General features: G+C 39.7%; 24 protein-coding genes and 1 pseudogene. 1 reads left to right on the top strand and 24 read right to left on the bottom strand.

All coding sequences use genetic code 11. The features are described 5' to 3' along the window. Positions 1 to 76: 76 nt before the first annotated feature. The 13 genes from LS482_RS17310 to LS482_RS17250 form a co-directional block, all read right to left on the bottom strand. Positions 77 to 628 (bottom strand): hypothetical protein, encoded by a 552-nt coding sequence (locus LS482_RS17310; protein WP_233028768.1) that lies wholly within the window; start codon positions 626 to 628, stop codon positions 77 to 79. Next, complete coding sequence (locus tag LS482_RS17305; protein ID WP_233028767.1) at positions 619 to 1,152, bottom strand: hypothetical protein; 534 nt, start codon at positions 1,150 to 1,152, stop codon at positions 619 to 621. The genes LS482_RS17310 and LS482_RS17305 overlap by 10 nt, the downstream gene beginning before the upstream one ends. Positions 1,153 to 1,155: 3 nt before the next feature. Further along, positions 1,156 to 1,731, bottom strand: coding sequence for a hypothetical protein (locus tag LS482_RS17300; protein ID WP_233028766.1), 576 nt, complete (start codon positions 1,729 to 1,731; stop codon positions 1,156 to 1,158). A 407-nt stretch (positions 1,732 to 2,138) separates the two neighbouring features. After that, complete coding sequence (locus tag LS482_RS17295) at positions 2,139 to 3,041, bottom strand: competence protein CoiA (RefSeq protein ID WP_233028765.1); 903 nt, start codon at positions 3,039 to 3,041, stop codon at positions 2,139 to 2,141. A gap of 130 nt (positions 3,042 to 3,171) precedes the next feature. Beyond that, positions 3,172 to 6,966, bottom strand: a complete 3,795-nt coding sequence (locus LS482_RS17290) for a hypothetical protein (RefSeq protein WP_233028764.1) — start codon at positions 6,964 to 6,966, stop codon at positions 3,172 to 3,174. A gap of 168 nt (positions 6,967 to 7,134) precedes the next feature. Further along, positions 7,135 to 7,944, bottom strand: coding sequence for a DUF4138 domain-containing protein (locus LS482_RS17285; RefSeq protein ID WP_233028763.1), 810 nt, complete (start codon positions 7,942 to 7,944; stop codon positions 7,135 to 7,137). Then, positions 7,941 to 8,849 (bottom strand): conjugative transposon protein TraM, encoded by a 909-nt coding sequence (traM, locus tag LS482_RS17280; RefSeq protein ID WP_233028762.1) that lies wholly within the window; start codon positions 8,847 to 8,849, stop codon positions 7,941 to 7,943. Before traM ends, LS482_RS17285 begins: the two co-directional genes overlap by 4 nt. Continuing rightward, on the bottom strand, positions 8,836 to 9,453 hold the full coding sequence (locus LS482_RS17275) for a conjugal transfer protein TraK (RefSeq protein WP_233028761.1): 618 nt from the start codon (positions 9,451 to 9,453) through the stop codon (positions 8,836 to 8,838). The genes traM and LS482_RS17275 overlap by 14 nt, the downstream gene beginning before the upstream one ends. Positions 9,454 to 9,518: 65 nt before the next feature. After that, positions 9,519 to 10,364, bottom strand: a complete 846-nt coding sequence (locus LS482_RS17270; protein WP_233028760.1) for a hypothetical protein — start codon at positions 10,362 to 10,364, stop codon at positions 9,519 to 9,521. 84 nt (positions 10,365 to 10,448) lie between these two features. Then, entirely contained in the window at positions 10,449 to 11,027 is a 579-nt protein-coding gene (locus tag LS482_RS17265) for a conjugal transfer protein (protein WP_233028759.1), read from the bottom strand. Positions 11,028 to 11,037: 10 nt separating this feature from the next. Then, a complete protein-coding gene (locus LS482_RS17260) occupies positions 11,038 to 13,461 on the bottom strand; it encodes a TraG family conjugative transposon ATPase (RefSeq protein ID WP_233028758.1) in 2,424 nt (807 codons plus the stop codon). Positions 13,462 to 13,538: 77 nt separating this feature from the next. Then, positions 13,539 to 13,820 carry a VirB3 family type IV secretion system protein gene (locus LS482_RS17255; RefSeq protein ID WP_233028757.1) on the bottom strand — a complete coding sequence of 94 codons (282 nt, stop codon included), beginning with the start codon at positions 13,818 to 13,820 and terminating at the stop codon, positions 13,539 to 13,541. 40 nt (positions 13,821 to 13,860) lie between these two features. After that, positions 13,861 to 14,145, bottom strand: coding sequence for a hypothetical protein (locus tag LS482_RS17250; RefSeq protein ID WP_233028756.1), 285 nt, complete (start codon positions 14,143 to 14,145; stop codon positions 13,861 to 13,863). 159 nt (positions 14,146 to 14,304) lie between these two features. Between LS482_RS17250 and LS482_RS17245 the strand changes: the two genes are divergently transcribed. Next, complete coding sequence (locus LS482_RS17245) at positions 14,305 to 14,940, top strand: N-acetylmuramoyl-L-alanine amidase family protein (RefSeq protein ID WP_233028755.1); 636 nt, start codon at positions 14,305 to 14,307, stop codon at positions 14,938 to 14,940. 289 nt (positions 14,941 to 15,229) lie between these two features. Here LS482_RS17245 and LS482_RS17240 read toward each other — a convergent pair whose 3' ends face one another. From LS482_RS17240 to LS482_RS17195, 11 genes and pseudogenes are all read right to left on the bottom strand, one after another. After that, the gene (locus tag LS482_RS17240; RefSeq protein WP_233028754.1) at positions 15,230 to 15,634 is read right to left on the bottom strand and encodes a hypothetical protein; all 405 of its coding nucleotides are present in this window, start codon (positions 15,632 to 15,634) and stop codon (positions 15,230 to 15,232) included. Positions 15,635 to 15,707: 73 nt separating this feature from the next. After that, a complete protein-coding gene (locus LS482_RS17235) occupies positions 15,708 to 17,621 on the bottom strand; it encodes a zinc metalloprotease (protein WP_233028753.1) in 1,914 nt (637 codons plus the stop codon). Positions 17,622 to 17,927: 306 nt separating this feature from the next. After that, positions 17,928 to 19,049, bottom strand: coding sequence for an exonuclease/endonuclease/phosphatase family protein (locus LS482_RS17230; protein ID WP_233028752.1), 1,122 nt, complete (start codon positions 19,047 to 19,049; stop codon positions 17,928 to 17,930). A 33-nt stretch (positions 19,050 to 19,082) separates the two neighbouring features. Next, entirely contained in the window at positions 19,083 to 19,778 is a 696-nt protein-coding gene (locus LS482_RS17225; RefSeq protein WP_233028751.1) for a P-loop NTPase family protein, read from the bottom strand. Next, the gene (locus LS482_RS17220) at positions 19,762 to 20,469 is read right to left on the bottom strand and encodes a hypothetical protein (protein ID WP_233028750.1); all 708 of its coding nucleotides are present in this window, start codon (positions 20,467 to 20,469) and stop codon (positions 19,762 to 19,764) included. The genes LS482_RS17225 and LS482_RS17220 overlap by 17 nt, the downstream gene beginning before the upstream one ends. Further along, positions 20,469 to 20,747: a helix-turn-helix domain-containing protein gene (locus LS482_RS17215; RefSeq protein ID WP_233028749.1), complete on the bottom strand. Its 279-nt coding sequence runs from the start codon at positions 20,745 to 20,747 to the stop codon at positions 20,469 to 20,471. Before LS482_RS17215 ends, LS482_RS17220 begins: the two co-directional genes overlap by 1 nt. 594 nt (positions 20,748 to 21,341) lie before the next feature. Beyond that, positions 21,342 to 21,887, bottom strand: coding sequence for a hypothetical protein (locus LS482_RS17210; RefSeq protein WP_233028748.1), 546 nt, complete (start codon positions 21,885 to 21,887; stop codon positions 21,342 to 21,344). A gap of 120 nt (positions 21,888 to 22,007) precedes the next feature. Beyond that, positions 22,008 to 23,624, bottom strand: a complete 1,617-nt coding sequence (locus LS482_RS17205; protein WP_233028747.1) for a hypothetical protein — start codon at positions 23,622 to 23,624, stop codon at positions 22,008 to 22,010. Positions 23,625 to 23,825: 201 nt separating this feature from the next. Then, the gene (locus LS482_RS17200) at positions 23,826 to 24,878 is read right to left on the bottom strand and encodes a T9SS type A sorting domain-containing protein (protein ID WP_233028746.1); all 1,053 of its coding nucleotides are present in this window, start codon (positions 24,876 to 24,878) and stop codon (positions 23,826 to 23,828) included. An 18-nt stretch (positions 24,879 to 24,896) separates the two neighbouring features. Next, positions 24,897 to 24,959: pseudogene (locus tag LS482_RS21810) on the bottom strand (hypothetical protein); the annotation flags it as partial. Between the two features lie 440 nt (positions 24,960 to 25,399). Next, positions 25,400 to 26,305 (bottom strand): RteC domain-containing protein, encoded by a 906-nt coding sequence (locus tag LS482_RS17195; protein ID WP_233028745.1) that lies wholly within the window; start codon positions 26,303 to 26,305, stop codon positions 25,400 to 25,402. Positions 26,306 to 26,484: the final 179 nt, after the last annotated feature.

The following is a 26,484-nucleotide window of genomic DNA, read 5'->3' as shown; positions in this document are numbered from 1 at the left end:
ATAATTCAGCTCAAATTCTTTTAGGGAAGGCTTCTGTTACAATATTTCACATTCGGTTTTGGATAATGTTTTTTAGTCAGGTTTTTGTTAGATTTTCTTCAACCAAATCGAAGTGTCCACAAAACATTTGAATATTTAAAGGCTGTCCATTATGCCATTTTTCAAGTGTATCACAACAATATGCTTCCAAATATTTGTTCTTTTCTGCCATTTCCCGAATTCTATCCATATTTTGTTTTCCGTTATCATTTTGAAAATCAGTTAATGGATAGGATATTTTAAATATTTCTCCGTGTTCGAGTTTTATTGGAAATTGTAAGTCGCTTTCCAACTTACCATTTTTAAAATCAAATCCGCAGTATTCGGTCTGAGTTCTTTTTTGATTATATACTTTAAAAAAATATCGGTCGATATAAGTAGTTGTTTTGGCTCGATTAGTCATAGTAACTAATAAATATTGTCCACCGCATCTTAAATCATTCATTTCATTGTCCTTATTTTTTTTTACAAAACTATGGACATCAATATCAATTTTTCTCTTTAAATCCCGACGTTCTAAAAATCGAAAAATTACAATACTGGTAGAAAGTAATGCCCCGTAAATTGCGGTTATAGTAGTTAATTCCATTTAAAATTTGGATTTTTTTCTTTCTTTGCATTAGTCATTATAAGATTATCCGTCTTTAATTCTTTGAGAACATTGTTAAGCGAATCAATCTGCCGAATTTGCTCTACTTTCTCAGTTTTATGTTCTCTTTTTAAACTCTCAATGTCATTTTCAAGTTTTGAGTTTTCATTTGAACTAACTTGAACCCAAATTGCTATACCTATGATAGCAATTGAGTTTAATACGCCAGCTATAATCTTAGTAATTGACCAATATCGATTTAATCTCTTGTCTTCAACTTCTTCTTTGAATGGCTTTCCATTTTTTGAATTTTCCAGTGCTATTCGACCTTTTAAGGTTATGTATGAGCCATTATTGTAATTATTTATATAACTTCGATTTTCCAATTCATTCAAGTACTCTGTCAATTCATCTATTTCGATTCCAGTATTCATTGACAAGTCCATTGTTGGGATAGAAGCTAAATTCCTGCTGAAAGTGCAAACGTAATCAAGCACCTTATCTAAATTGTCTATTCTACTCATTATTTACTCAATCATCTTAACAACTTGTTCAAATCCTTCACTCAATTGGTCATAAATTTCTTGAACTATTGTTTTGTCCAAAACCTTTTTAAGAGTCAAATCAACAACTTTTCCTTTTAAAAGCTGAAACCAGTTTTTCTTACCGAGATTAAAGTGATTTTTTAAATCCTCAATTTCATCAAAAATGATTTGTTGTCCGAAACCCTGTTTTTCCAACTTTTCAAGAATATCATTTAATTTATTGTGCAATTCGGATTCCTGCTCAACACTAAATTCATCTTCTGTCTTAGGCTGGTATGAGTAAAATCGATTTATTTTATCTATTTCTTGGTCAATTGCAAAAATTCCAATGTCTCTCTCCTCATCATATCCACAACCAGAACAATTTTTCATATGTTCTTCTTTATCTTCGACACTTTTTTGTCTGATGATTTTTAGAAAATCAAGTTTATCTCTGTCTCTATTAAAGTCATATAATTTCGTGGTAATATGATCTTTTAAGTTTTCAAGATTATTTACTTTACCATTTCTATAAAGTCGGTTAAAAAATCTGTCAGCTTCTTTTTCAACTATATTCATTCTTTATTTTACGATTTTCCATTAATGCACCACAATGGCTTTGGCTATGAAAAGTGGTGGGTAAGTACACGCAAACTTTTCATAGCAACCTTATTGGTTTTAAAAATACAAAAACTTCAGTTTAAGCCTTTAGCTGCTATTTTTTTTAACCACTGTCGTGCCCAGTTTTATTCTTTCACAAATTGCAATTCTCGGAATTCAAATTCGCTCTTTTCCGATGAAAATTTAAATCCACCAACCTCGGATGAAAAGAAATCTTCCATTACAGATTTAAATTTTGTGTATTTTAAGCCATTGATGTATACGTTAATATAATCCTTTTCTGGCTTTAAATCATACTTTACATCCAAATCCTTGTTGAATATATAACAAGTTTCTAACGGTTAATGGTATAGTAGCCAATATTTCTAAATATACGTTAATGCTTTTTTTATAAATTTCTCTTTGGAAATTATTTTATTTTCAGAGAGATAATACAATTCGTCTTCTTCTAATCCTTTTAGATTATCAATAAATACAGGAGACTCCATTTTATCGATAAAAGCCCTCCAGGTTAGCCTTTTTAATCTTGGTTTAATGAATGTCTCCTCTATTAGGTGATCCTCAATTTTTATAAGCTCCTTAAATAGTTTTAGTTCAACTCGACCATATAAACTTTCATAAACAAAGGCTATATGGTTTTTGTATATCTCTTTAACATACTCAATATCAAATTCTCCTTCTGCATATTTAAAAGTTAAAATATTCTCTTTAGTTTCTGTTTGCTTTTTATCCGAATTTAGAAAGTTTATTAGTTTGTCCCTTAATATTCTTCTACTGCTGTAATTTTCTACTGTCGACAATGACTTTGGGATTGATATGGACACCGATATATCACTGATAGCCTCCTCTTTTTCTATGGTTGTACTTTCAGACAAACTATCGCCATTTAAAACCCATATTAATTTTCTATCGTTTTTATTGTAAAATGCTTCCCTACGTTCTACTTCACGAATCTTTATAGGTGAATTTTGAAATTCAATTACGAGTTCATTGTTTAATAGAATGTCCGCCCTATGTGAGATATTATTTTCGGTAATAGTGACTTCTCTGGTTTCTTCAGGGAATAGATTTTGCCAATTTAAATGCCATTCAGTGATAGGCTCATACCAACTGTCACAATCGCTTTCTCCTTTTACCAGATGTGCCCAATGATTTATTCTAATGCTATAAATTTTTCCAACGACTTCAGTCTTATAGACAGGACAAAATGCTCTTTCTCCAGAAAATTGAGGCTCTACTTTTTTATTTTTCTTTATAGCATATCTCATTTATGGAATAAGGTTAAATAGATTGTAAAACAAACATATATATAATTCTATATGACTTCATAAGTTAAGCTACAAACTATGCCAAAAGTTGCGCCAATAACTGACTGTCTTTTTTGATTACATAATTTACTTACTCTAAACTTCTTAATAAGGCAATATCATCCTCCCGCTTAGCATCATCAATGTATCGATCTCTTAAATTTTTGAATATCAAAGAAACATTCGGATAGGTAAATTTGGTTTCCTCAAAAAGTAAATTAAAATAATCCGATCTAAACCTTTCTATATTTCCTCCTTCAAATGCACCTCTACTTGTAAAACCTAAATTATTTGAAATTTGTGTTTCAAAAGCTATTTTGATCTCATAAGTATTAATTTCTTCTATTATCCTATAAATTTCAGTAGGAAACCCTTTGTTTTCTCTCATGTTGATGGGATACTTAGCAAGTAACTTTCCTATACAATTGTCAGTAACCTTAACTCTATGATTTTTTACTGCAAATTCCCTCACTTCATCTATCCATTTTTTTAACTCACTATAGTTAATAGACCCATCTTCTTGTAATGAAGGTATCAAGTTAAATGAATCAAGAATTTCCCAACCGGATTTAAGGATTTCCTGATAACCAGGGTTTTCTTTTACATCTTGCAATTTATCTTTTCTAAGCTCCTCTTTTTCCGGCAAGTATACTTCACTCAAAATGCCAAAATACTCTTCAGGCTTTTGAGACATTAGTTTATATAGGTTTTTCGGTGCGGGACTATATGTATCTCTTGTAAAGAGAAAAATGAATTTCATTTCTATTTTTGCTCCTCGCTCTATATCATAATCATTTTTTGAATATAAAAAATCTAAGATGTTATTAAAAAAAGTGTGTTCGAACCTAGAGTTATCATTCAAATCCGCCAAAGAAACTTTTTCAAGCACTGTTAAAACTTCTTCTGAAGTAAAATTTCCTTTATGTTCATATAGTCCCCAGCCCAAAGTATTTAACAACGTTATGGATTTCTTATACTGCTGCAATTTATCCAAAGCATAGAAGAGCTCTTCTTTATTTTCTGTATATAAAAACCCTGATCGAGATGTCCAGTACGATTTCTCAATTTCCTTATTTCGCATATCAGATATGAATTTCCATAAACCCATACTTCCCCTTAAAGAACAAAGGAAGTTTACTATACCCTGAATGGATAGCCCCAATTTTATCAGATCATCTAAAATCTTTATTTGAGTCTGTAAATTTGTTCTATTCTCAGAAATTTGGATAAATTCTTTAACTAATATTAAATGCTTACTGTCCGTAGTTTCAATCAATTTATAGATTGTCAATTTATCTTTTTCACTTAATTTGTCTGATTTCGCAAGAGTATTTCCGTAAATAAAAGGATATTCGGTGGTGGTGGCCAATTCAATAATTTTATTTATTCCGTTTATATCAAGAACCATTTCAATAAAATTAAGTCTTCTTGATGCTATCTCATCAGCATGTTCTCTGTGATTTTTACCTTTCCTTCCTTCTATAAAATCAGGGTAATGTTCCTCAAATAAATAGGATTCGTTGAGCACATCGTCAGATTTGAATTTAAGCGCTGTATTTTCAATTTTACTAAGAATATCCGTTGGCAAGGCCCATCGTGCTGTAGGGTGATTTTTATGGCGCCCTATGAACTTCCTAAACTTATGATAGATTTGACTTCTTTCATTTTCATCCGAACCTGTATGTATCTCTTCAATCGTATTTAATGCTACATCTAACTTATCCCATGACATATCATCCAGCAAGTCTATTAGCAACAATATCTTTTGAACATTGCCCTTGGACATTACATTTACATTATCCAAACAGAATCCTCTCATATAATAAACTTCACGTTCGCTTACCCGAATTTCCCTAAGTTCTGAAAACAATCTCCATTTCGGTCTTGGTGTATGAAAAGCAGTGCCTTGTTTAGTTCCAACCAAATTATATAACAGGTTGTATAATATATCCGGATATTTCTTGATTAGATATTCTAGTATCTGTTTTCTGTTTTCAGCACTTGTATTTGTTTGTGGATACCATGTTCTATATATATTTTTCAAACTGTTTAATGGTGTATTTACAGTTGGAAAACTTTCAGGAGAAATTAAAATTAACTCACATAAAGCAGTGGAAACTCTCATAAGATACTCAGGAAACCAAGCAAGAATGTCTAGGCACCATAATAAAGGCGCTAAATCATTTGAACTATGCATAAACCTTTCTTCTACTTCAAAAAAAGCCGTAACAGATCTCTCTTTTATTATTCTTTCAAGATTATTTAAAAATATGGATGGGGATGCTTCTGCCAAAAGCATCAAATTGCGTGATAATGATCTCCAGACAACTGTGTCCATTTCAAGTATTTTCTGGACAATGTTATCTATATATGAAGAAATATTAGGAACAGAATTTAAACCATAATCATCTCCAAACACAGATATAACAACAATGGATTCACATATACCTTCTCTTAAATTAGAAGAATATTTTGTTCTGTTTTCGGGCGTATGATAGTAATTTTTCCTCTCGTCTTTGGATAACGTATATTTATGTGAAATTTCACCCAAAACATTTAAGCATACTTCTTGAAAATTTTCGAGATCTTTTCGGGTTATATACTTAGCAAAGTAAAGCCACGTGTCGGTAGGAGAAATTAATCGCCATACCCCGCTTATATAATAAATGGGAGAGTCATCCAGATTTGCCAAAACTTTCAAAAATCGAATATATTCGTCCGATGTTTTTCCACTGAGCTTTTCAACAATTTCTTTATCTCCAATTCGGTTTTCTGAGAACCTGTTTATTAAAAGCATTGGAAGAATATCCCTAGTATCAATACCATCCATATATTTGGGTACTGAACCATTATCAAATTGAAGTAGCCTCTTTAAAATAGATATGTTCCTTCCTGAGTTTTTGGTTAGGATCTTAACCTGCTCAGCATCTATCCCCATTTCTCCTAAACTTTGCTCGAATGTATCTCTTGAAGTTATTGACAGCTGAATCTTATCGGAAGTACTAACTTCCTCTGAAAGACTGATTGGAATTATTACCCTATGCCCTCTATGAATGGCCCCTGATAAATCTGTACCCGTTGCTTTGAATTTAACAAGGACGGTCAGGGATTTGGCTGTGTGAGTAAATTGGTTAAAAGATTCCCTATTGTCGATGACTACAATATTTCCATCAGAAATACCATATGATTTAATAACAGCCAAGGGAAACGCCAAAGCTTCATCAGTCGTTATAGATTTTATATATAAAGTGCCTTCCCCATTTTTGACAAAGGACTTCAATCTTTCAATTTCATCTGATCTGCTATCTCCCAACAATATCTCGGGAACAATCTTTATGGATTTATTTTCACTCCAACATTTCCAATACTCGTCAACAGTATATATTCCGAAAGTTGGTTTTCTCAATTTTTCAGCAAGCCATAACTCTACCGTTGGAGCCAACTCCAACCATTGTTCAATATCTATCTTATCTAAATATTTAACATCTTTCCAAAAGCCTTCGGCTTGTTTTGTTTCTACCCATTTATTTTTATCCCTATATTTTTTTGCATTAACGTTGACATAAGTTGTTTGGGCCGGAATCTTTCCTAATGGATTTTCCTTTCTTTTTTCGTAATCCTCATCTGCTTTGGCTTTTTTATTGTTTGTGGTTCCAAACTCCCATACACTTTCTCCTAATGGAACAAACATATTTTCAGATTCTGTAATAAGTTCCCCGTCAAATCCTCCAGTTTGTACATCTTCTCCATAGGGAAAATGAATGTTCTTTATAGCATTATTATCAATGGTTGCTAAAATTAAATTTCTAATTAAATGTGGCAAATGGTATTTACAATCTACTGTACTTGCCCAATTCTCTATATCCTGTGTATTAATGAATCTCATAATTTAATTATATTGGTGTTATAAATTAAGTGCCAATTTAATAACAAAATATAAAGAAGTTCGTTATACACTTTACGGATATCCATAAAAACAAATTAATTCGTCAAGATTTCATCCTCCATAGTAACAGGTCAAAAGACAAAACTCTTTGAAGAACATTATCATTTCTCATCTTTTTAGTTTTATAATCCGGTGCCCATTCCTTTCCCCTAATTCCATCATTAACTTTTCCTGCTTACCCAACGTAAACTTCGGAAACACCATCACAAAACTCTTTTGTTGGTTGTTCTTTACTTTTTCCGGAAACTCATGGGAATAGATCGGCTCCTGAAGGATCTTCTGGTAAGAGGCATTTTTCTTCCTGTTCCCGTTTTCCACATAGACCCTGAAGTAATCTACTTCGTAATCAATCCCCGATTTGTTTTCAATGGTAAAGGAAATATAGACTTCCTGCCACCGGTATTGTATATCTTTTAAAATGAGTTTTACCCCTTTCCTGTTTTTGCGGGCCATACGCTGGTCCTGCCTGACCATGTACTCCGATACTTTTTTGATGGCATTCATATGGTAGGGGGTTATTTTTACCGTCCTCTCTTCCTTTTTCTGTGGCTTTTTTTCTGTAAAAGACATCCCTTTTTCATGCCCTATACTTTTTTCTTTACCTATAAAATAATTGAGTTGTGGCAAATCCTTATGGTACTTCAGAATATAACTATATACCTGACCATCTGTGGTTATAACTAAGAGGTTACTGTCCAGCCCAGGCACAGCTTTAAGCAGCCCCAGATATTGTGGGTTTTCCTTATTATAGGTAAACACAAAATGATCTGCCCCTGGTATCCCCTGTCTTACGGGCTCCGGAAAGAAAAGGGATATGGTCGTATGGTCATTGGCATATATCGTGTCCAGTTCCTGTATTTGTCCCATCAAAGGCCAATGCATCAAACACAAACTGAAAAGAAAGTATATAGGTTTCATTGCTGTACGGGTTTTAAAATGAGTTGGTAGTGATTGTAAATCGTATTTTTTACTTTGCGGTTATCCCGGCGAAAGACATTCTTTAATCCCCGTACCTGGGGAACACCGGCTATATTGATATCCTGGATCATATCATCGGTCATTTGCCGCGTGAGTTCTGCGCGAATACTGTTTTCGATATAGATCCCCTCATTGCCATCCTGGAGGTCATAGGCTTTCAGGTGTACGGGTTGATGGTTGATATTGGTGATGTTTATCATCACCCGGTTTTCTTTTAGCTTTACAAAGCCATAGACCAAAGTGTTTTTGGGGATTTTCCTATCGTTAATGATCGCCTCCCCGGTAAGGCGGAGTTCCAGTCTGCTGTTGGTCTTTACAGTTTGTGCATCGTGTACCACCGCATGGATCACCGGTTGGGTATACGTTTTGGGTGTAGCTGCTTCCCAAAACTCCTTCCCTACCTTAAAAAAATCCTGCTGGCTTTTATCCAGGGCGTCCATGTCCCTTTTTTTGAGGGTAGCAGTCGTATCTTTTGATTCCGTACTCTTACGCTTGCGGTATCCCCTGGCCATATAATCTATCCTTCCCCGGTTATAGATACTGTCCACCATACGTTCCTTTTGTTTTTCTTCCAGATCCGGATCGTAAAGCCCGGTAGAATCCAACAGGCTTTCGTCATAAATGTTCGGGGCATCGGATTTCTTTTTCTCTTTCAACTGGTCCACGGCTTCCAGGCGGTCTTCGTATTGCTCTTCGGTTTCTCCAAGTTCCGGGACTGTTGTCTGCTCCAGTGCCTGGTCTGTTTTCGTATCCACTCCTAATACAAATACGCCATAACCTATCATAAGCAGAACGATAGCTCCTATAATTGCGGCAAACAGGATTTTCTTCTTATCGATCTTCATGGGGCATCTTCTTTAAACTGTTTTCAAAAAAATGGGTAATCAAAAGCCCATGCGGGTTTTTCGGAAAGTTCCGGGCGGTGGTTATCAGTTGCCCGGTAGTTATCAATTCATAAGTGTCGGTGATCGACCCCCGGTTAATTTCAAATACGGTCCTGACCTTAAAGGGATATGGCTCCTGGGACACATCTACATCGGATTGTACGCTGACAACCTTCTGTACCAGGGCATACTGCAATAAACGGTTATATACGCCATCTGCTTTTTTCTGGCGATATACATTGTCTACCGAGCTGTCTCCCAGCCATAAAGCATTTTCCAGTTGTTGTTTATAATCGGTAGGAGATAAACCATAAAAATAGTGATGAAAATTTTTCAGATGGGTCTTGGCTTCTATCTTTAGGTTCTCCAGTTGTGATACCAGCGTCAAGGGGATTATATCTCCTTTCGTGCTTACCACGAAAGCACTGTTTAATGCTTTTTGGTATATGGAATAGGTAAACCAGGAACAGATCGCAGTTGTGGTAAAGGCCATCACAGTCACGGTAATGACCACAAAACGGTTGTTTTTTAATACCCGGGCTATGTTTTTATACGGTGTTTTCATATAACGGTTACTTTTAATTTTATTTATTCGTTTCCAGGCCCTACTTGGTTGTTTGCCTGCGGGTGCTACCCGCCGGTGAAGAGGCGAATGGTAAAAGACACAGCCCTGCGGTAGAGCTTGAATTTTAAAAAGATGATAAAGCCCAATGAGCCCAGTTGTATGATGGATGCGAAATAATGGCTCCCTATATCCGTCCCGAAAAGGTTCTCCCAGAAGTTGGTGTTGAGTTCCGTATAGAACAGGTTGATAAATACATTGACCAGGAAAAAGGCCGGGGCCATCATATATACCGCGGCATACAGCTTAAAAAAATGATAGGCCATCTCCCGGAACTTCTCAAATACAGCCATACTGATGACCAGGGGAAAGAAAGCTTTCATAATGCCCAATAGAAAGAAACGTTCGGCCAGGAACAAGGGATAAATAAAAATATCGATGATCCACAGAAACACGCCAAGGGCAAAGGAGACCAATTGCATCCCGTAAAACGGGGAAGTCAAAAATTCATAGAGCACGGTCAACGCTTTTTTCGTGGCTTCAATGGCGCCGATGTCTTCTTCAATAGGGAAATCCTGGAATTGCAAAGGCAACAGCGCCGGGGCGGTATTGCGGTACTGGTTTTCAATAGCGACCAATACCCCATCAAAAAAGCCCAGCACCTGTGTGGAGAAAATCACCACCAGAACCACTGCAAAATTCTTGATGAGTTCATTGGGGCTTAACCCCCAGGTATACCCGCCCTGCTCTACCGCACCTTCATTGTACTTCTTCAGGAGGTTGATCAGAAAAAAGAGGACGGCCAGGGTTTTCATTCCCACAATGGTATACTGCGAAAAATCACTGTCCTGTATCGTCTGATAAATAGCGTCTACATATTCCAGTCCAATTCCTAAAAGTATCATTCCTGTCATCCTTTTTCCTGGTTCATCTTTTTGTTCTTTTGCCAACCCCTTGCCAAATCCCGCTTAGCGGGCACTTAGGGGGCGCTTAGGGGGTTAATAACTCTCCTCCCGGTTATTGATCCGGTCTTGCATCTCACGGAAATCGATCACCATCTCGTAGCGGCGTTTTTTGACCCCGATCTCCATAATCATTTCCCTACTATCTTCCTTCTGCTGCTGTAAGATTTCCAGGCGCTCGGCATCGGTCATCTCCAAAAAATTACTGGTCAGGAGCTGTTCCATGAATTCCAGGTCTTCCAGGGACCTGTCGATAATTTTATTAAAGGCATCGGAAACGTGCCGGACCTCTTCCGGCCGGATATAGGGGGAGTTCAGAATCTCCCTGAGATCGCCCCGGACCATATCAAACAGTCGTTGATTGTTGGCCACGATTTCCCGGGCAGCTTTGAGCTGTTTCAGTACGTTATTGACCTTTTCTATCCGTTCTTTTTGCTGTTTTAAAAACTCCACGGTTTTCAGGAGTTGAGAAGTCTGTTTGGCGGATTCGATCAATTGTTTTCCCAGACTGATAAAATTGGTATTATCATACACCGGCCACCCCTGGGCCGTAGCAGTGCCAGTGGCACAGACAAGCAAAATAAAAATGGAAATACATATTAGCTTTCTCATCATTTCTTGGTTTTTATGGTGTGTTGACATATTCCCGGATCGCAGTCTCCATATTTCCGGTCTTTTTCCAAATGGCCATTATGGCCTCGTTTTCTTTGCCGTCGGTGAGGTAGGCCGCAAATACTTCCGGGGGGACTTCCAAACGGAATACATTGCTTTCCTTCCCGATCTTCAGGAAGAGTTCGGTATACTTCCGCTCCCCGATAAAGTTGTTGCGCATGGAGCGAAGCTGGTTCAGGTCATGAGCAGAGAGGCTTAACCGCCTTTTTAAATCCTCATACCCCTTTTCATTTCTGAGGCTATAAATCACCTGAGTGTTTTCCAGGATGCTGGCCGAAGTGCTGTTTTCGGGTAATTGATTGATGGATTGCAGGATAATCCCGATAGCCCCGTTCTGTTTGCGGATGGCCTGGTAATAAAACTCGACACTCTCCAGCACGTTGTCAAACTTCAATTGCTTGGCAAACTCATCAAAGAGAATAATCCCTTTTTCAGAGCGGTTCTGCCATACGGTTCGTTGGATCGCGGACTTAATGAGTTTTAGCATCACCGACAGGATCTCCTTATTGTCCCGGACTTCATCCAGTTCAAAAATGATAAGCCGTTTATCCTCAATCTTATAGGTTTGGTCCTGACTGGTCTCGAAAAGAAAACTGTACAAACCCTCCCCTACATACTCGGACATGATGTGCAGGAAATGGGTAATGTCGAAGTATCCCTCTTGCAAGTGCAAATGGGTAAGCAATGTATCCTGTCTCTTTTCTACAAACCGGTAAAAGTCCTCCAGGGAATACGGTCCGGAAGTATGTTGATAATAGTGTTTCAGTACCTTTTTCATGGCCACCTCCTGCCCTTTGGTGACCTTTAGTCCCGAAGCGCTGAGTTCCAAAAGAAAGGTAGACAGGTCCTCTAATCGCTCCGGGCTAAGGTCATTTAACCGGCTTATGTAAAAGGGGTTGATACCAAGGGTTTTTCCCTGCTCATATCGCAGTATGGCATGATCATCCGGGTAGAGTTTGGCAAACTTGGTATAGGAGCCGCCCAGGTCTATGATGACCAACCGTACCCCCTGTTCAAAATATTGCCTTAGGATGTTATTGGCCAGGAAAGATTTGCCTTCGCCCGTAGGAGCAAAAATAGCAAAGTTCCGGGCTTTTATTCTCCTTTTTGCCTCATCCCAGACGTCTTTTAATACCGGGATATTATGCTGCCGGTCATTAAAGATGACGCCAGTGTCGTCAGTCTTATAGTTGGTATTATTAAGCAGCAGGCACAGGGCATGCTTTAAGTCGGTTACATATAAATCCTCGTCGGAGAAGTTGGCGCTATACCCGAAATAACTGTTCAGGATATAATGTTTCCGGGCTTCCCCTCTTGGGGCATACGGAATCATATCCAGCTCCTTAAACTCCGCTTTTATTTTGGAGGCAATAGTATTTAGCTGTCCGGCTTCCGGGCACCAGAAAATCACATTTAAGTGACCACGAATCACCCGGCTGCTCTCGTCATGGTTGATCTGCCGGAGTATATCTTGTATCTTTTCCAGCACCACCTTGTTCTGTGTTCCGAAATTGGAACTTTTCTTTAGCTCTTCTACCCGCTTTTCTAATAGTTTGCGCCACCGGTGTTTATCATCCAAATACAGGACTTGGTTCACCATGTGGTTTTCGTTCAGATGGAGCCCAAGCCCATCTATAAAACCCTGATGGAAGGTAAAATCATCGGAAGTAAATTTATCGTTGACCTTACAACTTTGCAGGCTTTCCCCGAAACACCGTTCATTGTTTACTGCCAGTACGTCAACAAAGTGGTTCCCTATCTGTACACCGTCCCTTCGACCCGGCTCAGGGCAAGCCCTATCCAACACCATATCGGTATGTATATCCTCCTGATAACCATTGAAAAATTGGGCGGTGGCCTCCTCTATCTGTTCCGGGTTGAGTGGGGTGAGATACAGTTTTTTGCTATTGTTGATAAAGTTCACCGCATCCCGTACCGCCCCCTTAAATTCATCCAATGCCATATCCATGGCGGGCACTATGTTCTTCGGAAGTTTTTTGAAAGGATTGGCATAACCGCTTTTATTAAAAGCTTTGTTCTTCGGCCAACAGAAAAACAAATAAGAGGTATGGGCCATGTACTGTCTGCCTTTGAAATAGTTATACGTGGCTTTTTCCAAAAAGGTGGTGTTTGGCAAACCAGTCGCGGCGAAAGCGGTCTTTTGGTACAGGTCCTGTTTATGTACCACCGTTCCCGCAGGCAATCCCTTGAAGGCCTGAAACCACGCTCCATGTAGATCATCGAAATCCTTTTCTGAAAGGGAATAGATCTCAGGGAGGTTTATTCTATAGGCCAGTACTACATTGCCATTGGAAGCAAATACGCTGTGGCCCTGAATCGCAGCTATCGGATGGAAATCGGTAAGGTTTACTTTCATCTGTATAAAATTTTACAAGGCATTAGAATTTTTTTATTCAAGCTGGTTCTCGTAAGTTTTTACTTGCCAATTGCCCATTATGGGCCATAATCCAGGTGGCTGTTTAATTTATTGGAGATCATATCCGGAAACACCTTCCGGAACCGTAAAAGCCCGGGGGTCCGGGTCAACTTGGTCAGGATTACAAACAGGCAGAAATTGGCCACCAAAAGGGCAACAATGATCCCCAGGTTAAAGGAGAAAATGATGACCAGTAAGGAGGCAATGACCGAGATCATCTGTATGGCAAAATACCCGATGGGCAAACCCATAATCATGGCCCGCCTGCGGATCGCTTTGTAGGGAGTGAACTTTTTCATTGTTATGGGATATTTAATGAATACCTGCTGGCACCACCAGTTATACGGTCAGACTTATCAGATAGGTAAAAATCCCGACTACTGCTCCGGCAATCAGGACAAAGACCAGCACCCGGGTAATCCCTTTTTTCAGGTCGGCATTTTCACCAAAGAAATGTCCGGCATTAAACAGGAAGCCTACCAAAAAGATCACTCCCAGGATCAGGGGAAATACAGACCGGATGGTATCCGATATGTTATTCACGGAGTCCTCTATACCGCCGATCTGGGCCAAAGCCGTAAAGGGCAGTAGCATCATTGTGGAAAACAAGTGTAATTTTTTCATCAGAAATCGGTTTTAAAAAGTTTCTGATGTGAAATTCTTAAAGGGTGAGAGGGATTGCTTATAAAGCATTAATTTTTAACGTTTCACTGCGTTAATTTTTAAGTCATTTTAAGGTTTCCATGGATTCCCTTGCATTTTGCATAATCAATTTTTGTCAATATGCAACGGATACTGATGTTATTATACTTGGGGTTATTATGCCCCTTCGGGAAAGGATATCCCCAGGAACCCCTCGAAGGGGATTCAAAGATTGTGGTGATCGACCCGGGGCATGGCGGAACAGATCCCGGGGCCATAGGCATAGGTGGTATTTGGGAAAAGGACATCACCCTTCAAATAGCCTTGGAAGTAGCCCGAGTGGCACAGGAGTCAAAAGATAAAAACCTGGAGGTTTACCTGACCCGGTATTCGGATACCCTGATTTCCTTACAGGATAGGGCGAGGTTGGCCAGAGCTTTAAGGGCTGATCTATTTTTATCCATTCACTGCAACTGGTCCTCCAATTCCAATGCTCATGGCGTCAAAGCCTTTGTAGCCTATCCCCAAATTCTATACTCGGAAAATACCCGGAAATCCATTGCTCTTGCTTTGGATTTAGTGACCGCTTTTGAAAAGAAGTTTAAAAGGGAAAACCGGGGTGTGAAATTTGCAAATTTCCAGGTGCTTCGGGAAACTATTCCATTTTGTCCGTCGGTACTTTTAGAGGTCGGGTTTATTTCCAATCCGGGAGAAGTTCTATTTATAATGGATAATGCTTATAGTTCAGAGATTCTTAATCCTATAAAACATAAATGATGAAATCACTCTACATTAAAACCTGGGAAGCGTTTGCTCAACTTATGCATATACTTTGGGAAGACCTCCAATGGTTTATCCGATATATGTATAAACAGACTAAAAATCGATAGTATACCATAACAGGGGATGACGGCTGGCTGCCTCTATATCCGATTTTACCGTATCATACACCGCCCATTGTAATCAGTTCTTTCCACATCCCTTTGGCAGTTTAATCCACAAGTCTTAACCCTTCTAAAAAATGACGGGAAGAGTATCAGGTAATGCTGTTGTTGGGTTCGCTAAACTACTTATTTCTGAAAGTGTCTATCAATTTTAGCCTTAATATATCCGTGTTTAACTGAACAATCTTATATTTTTTCTTATGTTTTTTTTGATCTTTTATATAGCTAATATCAAGTTCGTTATTTTCTTTATCCAGTTTAAAATCACCTTTTAACTCCAGGTATCCGTCTGCCGGGGCAATTTGATAATAAATATAACTGTTATCCGGGTTGAACATCATTTTTTCCCTGCCCCTGGCCCTGGGCAATTCATAGCCTTCCGGACGAAAAATGGAAATGCTATCATCCGTTTGTTCTTCAACAGCATGATACCATACCCCCAGTAATTGATCTTTTTCGATATGCTGGGCATTTCCGTACCTTAGCAGTAATAATACCGATATAACAATAAAACTCCTTAAAACCATAATATCTTAAATAATTATAGGTGTCATAAAGTTAATAACTATCTGACACCTATAACAATAACTTAATTATTTTTTAATTTTCAGTTTTAACTTTAAATGTTTGGGCACCAACAAACATATTATTATCAGTATCGTGCTGAATGACATCCAGTTCAAAAATATTACGTGCGTATGGCAATTGTTGCGGGTTGATTTCAAATCTCACAGAAAGGACACCCAATTGCATAGGGCGCAGATTTATATTTTCTAAAGTTGCGCCATCTCTAAGGAGTATGATCTCATTTCTTTCACCCGGTTCTATGCCTTCACCTTTCATGCCGCCTTCTACCCATATTTTCATAAGACGTTCGTTCAAAACTGCTGTCACCTTACCAAGTTCAAATAATGACGGTTTATTCTTGGCTTCTTTAAATACAATTTTGTATTTACCCGGTTCTTTAGTGTAATTTGCAATGATGGTTGCAGCAAATCTTCCTCCCGCCTCAGGTTCGGTTACAGACACATTTTTCCAGACAATATTATTATTGTTCCGGACATTCTGCCCCAGGTTGGAAGTTTCAGGGAAGGTCATTCCAAAAGGAGCTGTGGGCGAAGTTTCAATCCGCGAAAGCAGACAAAAGTGTGTTCTATCAGCCCCAAAACTGCTATAATCAGCGGGGTTGGGTGTATTCCATGAATACTCGAGGATAACATAATCGGATGCGGCGACGGCCCCGGTAGGCTCCATCCCGATAACATCACCCATAAGTGCCGGTGATATTACACTACCATCCCAGGGAGCCGGCCAGCTAAGTCCGGATGAAGCTTTTGCCCAATATAACCTCACATTACCACTGCTTGCCGTACCACAACCCCGGTTCCGTACCCGCACATAAACGAAATTGGTGGCACCGCCAACCGGATTTTGATGCTCCTGATTGGTAATACCATCGTTGGAATGACGTACCCATATATCGTCGGTCCTATACATATGCGAAGATGTGGTATTGGGTTCGTCTCCCACATCATCCATCATATCCCTTGAATACAAGTCTTCTGTAACAGACGGCGGAGGTACATCTCCCTGAGAACTTACGATACTGGACCTCGTTGTATATAACACTGCATCCATCCGGTCGCTTTGGCCATTGGAAAACATAACCATACAAGCATCATCTACATAGTCCATGTAGTTCATAAACATGTCATCACTGCCGCATGTATTTTGAGGATGTGTTGGACAACCAAAATTATAAATACCCTGGTTTGGCGTATCCGCTACATAATCTGTACCAGAACAAGTATCAGGCAAATCCTGGTCATCTCCCCAGATATGGCGAAGATTAAGCCAATGGCCTATTTCGTGTGTTGTCGTTCTTCCCAGATCAAAAGGAGAAGTTGCCGTACCGGTATTGCCAAAATATGCATAATCTGCAACAACACCGTCTTCATCCGGTCTTGTGACAAGATCAGCCGGAAAAGAAGCATAACCCAGCAAACCTCCTGCAAGATCGCATACCCATATATTTAAATATTGATCGCTTGGCCAGCCATCCACTCCGCCGGAAGAGGCAAATTTAACAGGGTTACGTGCTGTTGGTGTTGCCGCTAAAGGGTTAGCAGAAAATGAAGTAACCGATGTACTGGTACGTGTAATTCCATTGGTTGGATTACAATCCGGATCGCGTTCGGCCAATTTGAATTCTATCCTCGCATCCGCCACCACTGACTGGAATCCTGTCGGAACAGATGAGACATCGGCATTAAGCCTTCTGTAATCCTCATTTAACGCATTGATTTGACTTTGGATCTGTGCATCCGATATATTTTCCGTGGTATTATTATGCACCACGTGCACCACAACCGGAATAACGACCTTACCAGACCTGAATGTTGCAAAATCATTGGATTGCATATTTTTCAGGTATACATTAATGGCCCGTTCAAGTTCAGCTTCGTTCTTGGCAAAAGCAGAGTCCGTCTTTAAGCGTTCTTCATATCCCTCCATAGTCCCACATCGGACTTGCTTCGTTGATTGGCAGGATAGCAGCCACAAAACCAGGGATACCATACAAAATACCATAAGGCATTTACTCTTACATAAGTGTTTCATTTTTTTAGTTTTTAATGGTTAGTTTAAACTGTCGGCAGGTTTAGGGCATTGCTAACCGATCGTATACATGATATAACAATCAGCGCTAAGGGCCATTTTCACGGGGTAAAGGTAAACAGAGGTATAACAAAGGAAAAGGGGATTATTCCCCACTTTTTTCAAACTAAGTGAATTTTATGCTTTGATGTTTGTATAAACGGATTAAAAATCGATAGTACACCATAACAGGGGGTGACAGCTGGCTGCCTCTATATCCGATTTTAGAGTATCATACACTTCCCATTGTGCTCTTCCTTTCGGCCACACCCCTTTTCGGTGAAGTCCGCAGGTTTTTACCCGTTTAAAAAGGGCCGGAGAAAGCAATAGGTAGTCCTGTTGTTTGATATTGACCCCCAGGCGGTAAGCACCTAACCTGAAATAACTGCCATCCCTGCCCCTATCCATATCTGCTCGAAAAGAAGGATGTTTGGTAATATCTTTTAGATTGGTCTCCTGGAATAAAGGGGTTAAAGCATTGGTATAGGAGGGAGCGTAAAAAGTTCCGGATACGATGACAAACAACTTGTCTTCCTCCCATAGGTTCTGATACACACGAGCCAGGTGCAAAACCTGTGCTTCCCTCCTGGTTTTCCACCAGTTCCCGTTCCCGGCGGGTTGTTGCAGTGTCACCGAAAGCCAGTATAAACGTTTTCCTAAAGGGGTCTCAATAATATATTGCTGGAAATCCCGTTCAAACAAAGGATAGCCATTCCAGTCATAGTTATGGCTTCTCACCGAAATGACCCGGTATCTCTGTTTATGCAAAAGGGCCATTTCCAAACCCTGATAGCTGTTTCCTTCCAAAACGGTAAAGCCATCATATCCAGTCTCTCCCGAAGCGGAAAGGTAATAATCATTAAAATCTACCAGGGTTGTCCGGTTCTCAATTTCCTGAAAGAGCAAAATATCCGGGTTGATGTCTTTAATCACCCTGGCCTTGTTGGCTATGGCTTTTTCGGGAATGGGACAAGTCCCCAGTTTGATCCAGCCGTTCCAATCGGTCAGGGTATTGGCCCTATAATCCAGGGTATGGCCCCGTTTATGGATATAGAGCGTTCCCCTTCGCCTTCGCATTACCACATAAGGTTCATAGGCTACCCGTTGGAATCCCAGCAAGAAGGACAGCTCCCGCATCCGCTCGTAATCCCGGCCCGTTCGGGTATCTTTGCATAAATAGCGTTCGAATTCCTCGATCCACAGTTTCAGGGATCGGCTTGTCGATTGTTCCACCAGGGAAGCATCCCGGTGGTAGATATTTTCGATATTGTAAAAACCTATCTTCATAGCATAATGCTAATTAAATTATTTCATTTTTGCCTATCTGCGGGCATCGCCCGCTTGTTCATCTGCGGACATTGTCCGCCTCTTGTCGGGGGTGCGTTTGGGAAAGGCCACCAGGTTAAACAACTCTTTCATCCGGCTACGCACCCTGTTGCCATAGCGCTCTTCCAACTCCGAAGCGTTCAGGTTGGTGGTGGCATGGGTTTTCACCTTGTGCTTTTTTAACAGTTCATGGCGGGACAGGAGGATTTCTCCAAGCACATTACAGTCCTTTCCATAATGCCTGCCCACAGGCTCTATCCCCAGATCGTCAAAACAGTAAAACCCATGATTGCCATAGCTCTCGATGATGCTGTACCCCACATGATTAAAGCCGAACACAATATTCCGGCTGGGGATAACTTCATAAGGGCGTTGGTACGGAACAATATGTTTGAGGATTTTCATCAGGCTGGTCTTTCCGGAGCCCACGGGCCCCACCAGGAGAATCCCCTTGTCCGGGTCTATCCCGAACTTTTTGCAATAGTCCTCCTCGCGGATAAAGTAATTGCAGAGCTTAAAGATCAGTTCCCGGTCTTCATCGAAGAGCCTGAACTTTTTTCCAAAAAGCAGTTTGCCCTTGGCTTCTAAATACATCCAGATTTTGGCAAAACTGTACACCGCTTCTTTCCCGTCAAATTCTCCCAGGGAATATTCCACATCACCTTCTTTGATGTTACAGGGGTTGATCATAATTTTTTTCTTTTTCCGTTTTCAGATAATCATGTTGAACCGGCCTTTTTAAGGCCTTTTTTATCTCATCAGCCTTTAACATCCATTTCTGGGCGGCAGCCTGCCAGTTTTCAATGGGTTGGCCACCGATCTTCCATCCTGTAGATTGATAATGATTGAAAAATTTTTGGGCTTCGGTCTCCGGCCGGTCTTTTTGCTTAAAAAAGGACACGACTACTTGTTCAGCTATGGGACTCTTATTCCACCCTATAGCTATATTATTATTTATAGTTTTAGTATATATGGTGTCTTGTCCGTTTATGGGACACTGCTGTCCCATAGTTGAACTGCACTGTCTCGCCGGTGGGACAGCCTGGTCCGGTGGTGGGATTGTCTGGTCCACTGATGGGACTGTCCCGGCAGAAAAATCAATCATTTCAACCCGGCTTCCTACACGTGGGCTTTTGGAAGGAAAATACCGGAGGTATTCCCACTGATGAAGGTCTTTCAAATAGCGATGATAAGAGGATTTGGAACGGATCGCCGCACAGGGCATGACGATACCACGCTGAATGGGAAAGGTCTTTGCAAAACGGGAAGCATTCCAAAACTGGAACAGGGCCATATACAAACTGATATGCCCGGGGTGCAGCTTCTCATCTTTATAAAACCGGTTAAAAACCGTATTAAGGTGCTGGATATAATTCATCATTAAAACTTGTTGTGGATGCGGTTTTTGGTCATCACTTTTTCTATTTCCTCGGCATCGTAATAAAGCAGTCCGCCGATCTTGGTATAGGGTAAGGTGCCGTTAATTCGAAGGTTTTGCAGGGTTCCTGGACTGAGTTGCAGCAGTTCCATGACTTCCGAGGAACGCAGCCATTTTTTGGTGGCTCTCCCCGGGTGGTTTTGCAGCAGTTCCCGGAGCTCCTCCAGGAGTTCCCGTTTAAATTCCCTTAAATCGTCGGTAGTGATAATATCGGCAGGCATAGCGAAATGTTTTTAAAAAAATCCCGCCGGCAGCTTGTTTTTCTCTTTTAATCCCGCCAGCGGGAGGTTGCGATTTGACTTTCGTTATGCAAAGCTTGAAAGGCTTATGAAAACTTTTTCCATAGTTGGCCCGTACTTGGAAAGATTTTTTTGGGACCGATTTTACCTTAAAATCAGGTGAAAAGAAGGTGAAAAAGAAGGAGAAACAGGCAAAAATGGCCTTAAAACCAGTGAGATGCCCCATTTCCATAGTTGACCCGTACTTGGATCTTTTTTATATATCCCCCTCTTCTATTTTTCGCAGCAGGTTTTCCGTAAACGAATCCATGTATTGCCGTTCCTTTGGAAAAGTTTTTTGTATAAAATATTGTGGGGATTCCGCGTTGATATACAGTCTTTTTACGTACAAAATTGCTTCTCTTTATACAATAAGATCAGTTGACCTTAGTCTTATTGGTGAGAAAATTAATGAGAAATAGGGATACCAAACCAGTGTAAGCCTATTTGGGACTGACAGGTTATTAATACTACAGTTCTCCGGAATCCAATAACTGGTATTCCGGAGAACCGTAGGTAAGTTATAAATGATATTATTTATTCTTTTATGAGCCTAACGGACATACATTCGTCCGGGTCACCTACTGGAATTAAAATAACCGCTCTATCATCTTTAGAAAAGATTTGCCAGGAAACTATATATCCTTCGAGATCCGTCTGGTTTTTATTAAAATTGAGGTCGGCTGACAGATAAGTAGACATTTCATGTTCAATAGCTTTCCAGTTGCCTTTAGCTTCTACGCCGTCTGTTTTACCTGCATAATAGGCATCAAAATCAAATACGCCAACCGGAATATTTTTCATTTCAAAAGAACCATCAGGCTTTATATTCAAAGAACCATTTTTGAATCCCTCTATCATTTCTGTAGTTTTAGCATCCGGCACATAATGTCCTATCAAAAAATCCGGCGCCGGCTTCTGTTTCATCGGTTCCAGTCCGGCACTCAAATTACATGGAATAATTCGAGAACAATTAGTCAGTCCTCCAATAAAAAGAATGGTAAAAATACTTATTCGAAGGATATAATATTTTGGCTTGTGGTTTTTCATTTTACCGATGGTATTTAAAATCTGCTTGTTCATTATTGTTAAGTCAATTAAAAATAAAAATATAGTATTGCGGTATTTTTGTTATTATGATCCGGTATTAAAACTAATTTGAGTGCGTAAGTGTATCATTAACGACTTCATTTTTGATTTTTTCTACTTTACTTTAAGTTTAAACTTGAAAGTTTGCCTTATTGTGGAAAGTGGTCGGTTTTTACCATTTCCGGTCCTGTTATAATTTTCTGCCATGTGTAAAATTAAAGAACTTCTGCTGGTAGCATTTTTCATTTCAACATTTATCCATCCTTTTTCACTACTGGGGCTATATTTTACACTGGCCCCACCAATAAAAAATTGTACCCAATTCGCATTAATGTGCTTGTTAAAGGAGTCTTGTACCGAAGTATGATCGGGGCTAAAGGCATATCCTCCTGAAATCGCATTTCCCTGTTTAATAAATTCCTCCAATGTAAGTCCCTTTTTTGACAGTTGCCTAAAAAAATCATTCTTAATATCCGTTGGTACCTGTCCTGCCAACATCTGTTGTGTCATGTTGTAATCAAAAGGGAAGTCTCTACTATCTTTTCCTGTACCTGTTACAAATTCATATAATAATATGGCCACCCCATTTTTGCCATTGTTTTTAAACTGGCTTTGTTTATCTTTTTCAGAGGTAATATTGGCTTTGGAATTCATATACATAGCGGTTTTTTTTAAGGCAAAAACAAAAGACTTGTCAATGGCCTCCACCATTTCCTTTTCTATATAATCAGGAACTTTATCTTTTAATTCATGAATCTTTTTGGCATATTCTCTGGCCCGTTTCAGCCAGGGAGAATTTAAAGGATCAAAATTGTCGGATTGGAGGTAGGCATCAAATTCAGCCAATTCAGCCAGGGTCGCAGCAGCACTGGAAGGCGGGGTTCCCATGGCTTTTTTTATTTCATTTTCTCTATGATCTTCCATCATTTTAGCCATCTGTTCCGGTCTTACGTTTGGGATAAAGCCGCCTGCCGCCAGGTTTAACATTTCCAGTACATATTCGGGATCAAATGCTTTAATTGAAACCGGGGTTTCAGGAGCATTCTTATTTCCCACCTGAAGCATATATGACTTTGTCCCATAGTTAGGGATTTGATACCTGGTAAGAGCAGATGGGTATTGAAGGCTGTTTTCCGTATTATAGGAGATCAGATAAGCCGTCATAAGGCCTATTTTATCCTGTAGGGAGCGGCTGTTATAATGGGAAACACGATCCTGGACAAGCTTATCCACTAAAATGCCGGTGTCCCATCCTACTTTCATAAGCCCTTTTTCAATATTGGAGTTTTTATTACTTTCAAAGTGGTGCTTTCCGAAATCTGATACCGCTTTTTTCCTTATTTCATCGTGCTTTGATATAGATTTAATATCTTTAAGTTTTATCCCTTGTACCTTAAAATAACCAATGCTTGATTGATTGATTTTGCCACTGTTAATTTCTGCCTTTCGTTGTTTTAGCAATAACAGTTCAGCCGTGTAAGTATCTCTGGACCGAATCTCATTCGTGGATTTTTTGTGATAACCTGCAGCCAAATCCGCAGCTCTATATTTGGTACGCATCGTTCTTTCCTCATAGGCCTTGAACATGTGTTTTTGCGCATCCCGGAAACCATTAAAATTTTTATTTAAGGTACTTTCAATGGCTTTTTCCAGATTGCCTTCCTGCTTGGAGAGCCACTCTTTGACCGCTTTCTCATGAGCTGCCCTTATGGCATTGTCCAGGGCTATCAAATCTCCCAGTCCCGTAAATCGAATAGTGTGGTTAAAGGGTTCTTCTACTGCGGTGGCAGTGGCTTTCAATTCCCCTGATCCGGAAGCTTCTTCAAACTGTACTTCTTCATATTGTTTATATTGTGCTAAAAGAGGGGTGCTTAACGCATAAAAAAAGAGCGTGATTATAAAAGTGTAACTTTTCTTCATTATTGGTAGCGATTATTTCTTTAATACCTGTTTTGAATATTTTTTGCCGGCAATTTGAACCTGAATGATATAAATCCCAGGGGTAAGGGTATGTCCAGGGATGGTTAGGGTATGTTTGCCTGTTTGCTGATTTTTTTCCGCAAAAGCTGCAGATCTCAATTTTCCGTAATAATCATACAGGGAAACTTCAACCGGGGAAGGTTCTTCCAGTTCGTATTGTATTAAAATGTCTCGGATAAAGGGGTTGGGATATACTGTGAAAGTGGCATTACCCGGCTCTTCTAATAGATTGGAAACATCTTCTTCAGGCAGGTTATTTTTGTGAAGTACCATAATTAAGGGAGGACCGGGTTCAGACCAGTTGGAGACCCACGTTTCTATTTGGGCTACCAGATAGGTACTACCGCTTATAGTCTTTTTTTCCAGCGAAAGAGAAATGATTTCAAAGTTGAGTTCTTTTTCAGCAGGATGATCAGCAAAATCCTGTGTTAAGGAAATATGGGCATCTGGTAGTGTAAAGGACTGACCATGCCAAAAAACAGGACTTTGCACTTTTTCACCTGCTATGGATATTGTTGTATTGTCCGGTAAATTACTGTGGTTTGAAGCCGAAAATTCAAGTTTGGCTGGGCGAGTTTTGAGGATTTTTTTCCCGGACCAGTCCATTTCATACAAATTTCCCTGCCATTCTCCGCTAAATGAATCTGAAGGTAAATTCGATTCTGTTTTATTGTTAGCAAGGTCCTGGGTGCTTTTTGCAAGAATTTGATTCGGGATCTCCTTCCCGACTACATCCTGGTTCTCATCACTTCGGTCATGTGCTTCCCATTGTGTCAGTAATGTTTGGCTATTATATATAGGATTGTCCCGCAATAATGTCATAGCCTTTTCTTTATTCTTAGTAACACCCAAACCATAATAATAACACTTGGCAAGCCAATGCCTGGCCATTCCGTAATTACTTTTTTCAAACCATTGGATAGCCTGGTAATAATCCTGATCAATACTCCCCATCCCTTTCAAATACAGGTAACCTAAACTATAGGCCGCTTTCTCACTCCCCAAAACATGGGCATAGGAAAACCATTCCCTGGCCTTATCAAAATCCAGGGTACAGCCAATCCCGTCTTTATAGAGAATTCCCATAAGACAGGCAGTCTCCGGGTCTCCGTTTATAGCGCAGGATTTGACCTGATCAAAAATTACTTTGGATTTTTCCGGGGTAATACCGGTACTGTTGAGGTAGGACTCTACATGAATCAGAATTTCTTCACATCCCCGGTCTGTGGATTGTGAAAATGTAGTCAGGGGGCTAAATAGCACAAAAAAAAGCCCTAACAAAAGAGGTTTTCTCATGTTTGGTAATTTTAAATTAATTATAAATATTAAACTTGGGTTAGGGGGAATATCTAAAAAAGACGAGCAAATTTACGTGGTTTATTTGTAATAAAATACTCTTAAATATCAAAAGTTAATACTTATAATCTATACTCCTTAGATTACTTTATAACTTCCGGTTATCACTCGGAAGAAGCATTGCTACCTTTTATTTTACACTTATACGCTTTATCATTTAAAAATGGATTCTACAAATCCCCCTCTTCTATTTTTCGCAGCAGGTTTTGTGTAAACAAATCCATGTATTTTGTACGGTCTATTTTCCGGGCACGGATCTCGGAAAAGGTAGTGTAGAAATTTCCCAGGTCGGTATGCAGGTATTTTTCAAAAACATGAACCACATCTTTAAGTTCAACGTTACCATGATTAAAGGCCCCGCTGTGGTACAGGGCATACAGCAATTCTACTGCTGCCGTTTTCGGTAAGGTCCATACCAGTTTCCCGGTTCCGGCGTCCTTCATGTCTGTTTTTGCCCCGGGGGAATTTTGATGCAATGTTTTCTTCAGGTAATCGACAAAACGGTTCATGGCCAGGATACGGGCCCATAATAAATCGTGGGATGTGGAAAAATCCGGGTCGCGATCGCCCTGGAACGGAAATGGAAAATACAGCTTTGTGTTTCTTGTAAAATACTGGCGGTCCAGGTGGGTATATCCCTGTTCCATATAGAAAATAAAATCCCGGTGTTTTCTAAAAAACTTCTCGGCCTTATGCAGCTGTTTTTTGAAGAACTTTGTTTGAAGTCCGGCATCCGCCCGTGGCTTTCGAAGCTCCAGAGAACCTGCTTCCGTAAAGTAGATCATCCAGCTCAGGGGGATGACCTTAACTTCCTTAAAAAAACGGATTTCGGCGGCTTCGCTACCTAAGGTGTTTTCCTTCATCCTGTCCCGTAAGCGGTACAGGGTTTTGCGGGAAAGATGTATGCCCCGGTGAATTTGTTTTATATCATCGGGTTTTACGGGTAATACATGTTGCAATTCACGGTTAAAGTCGGTCAGTATGGATTTAAAAACCATATCCTGGGGTATATGCATTAAATACAGGGGGAATATGGCGGTTAAGTACAGGGCAGTAAACCGGGGCCATTTCAGCATACATAGCATTATTCCTGGGGCAACCGGGAGTACGTCGTCCTTATTCTCAGGCAAAACGAACCGGGATCGGGTCCATGGGGTAGTTATTCAAACCGAATTTACTAAAAATTGTCGATGCCGTCCTTCCCTGTATTCGTTAAAATCCCTATCCGACAAAAACACTTTCAAAAACAACAAGT

Source organism: Sinomicrobium kalidii (genome assembly GCF_021183825.1).
GTDB lineage: Bacteria > Bacteroidota > Bacteroidia > Flavobacteriales > Flavobacteriaceae > Sinomicrobium > Sinomicrobium kalidii.
The sequence above is the reverse complement of the archived record's forward strand: the minus strand, read 5'-3'. Positions and strand labels throughout refer to the sequence as shown.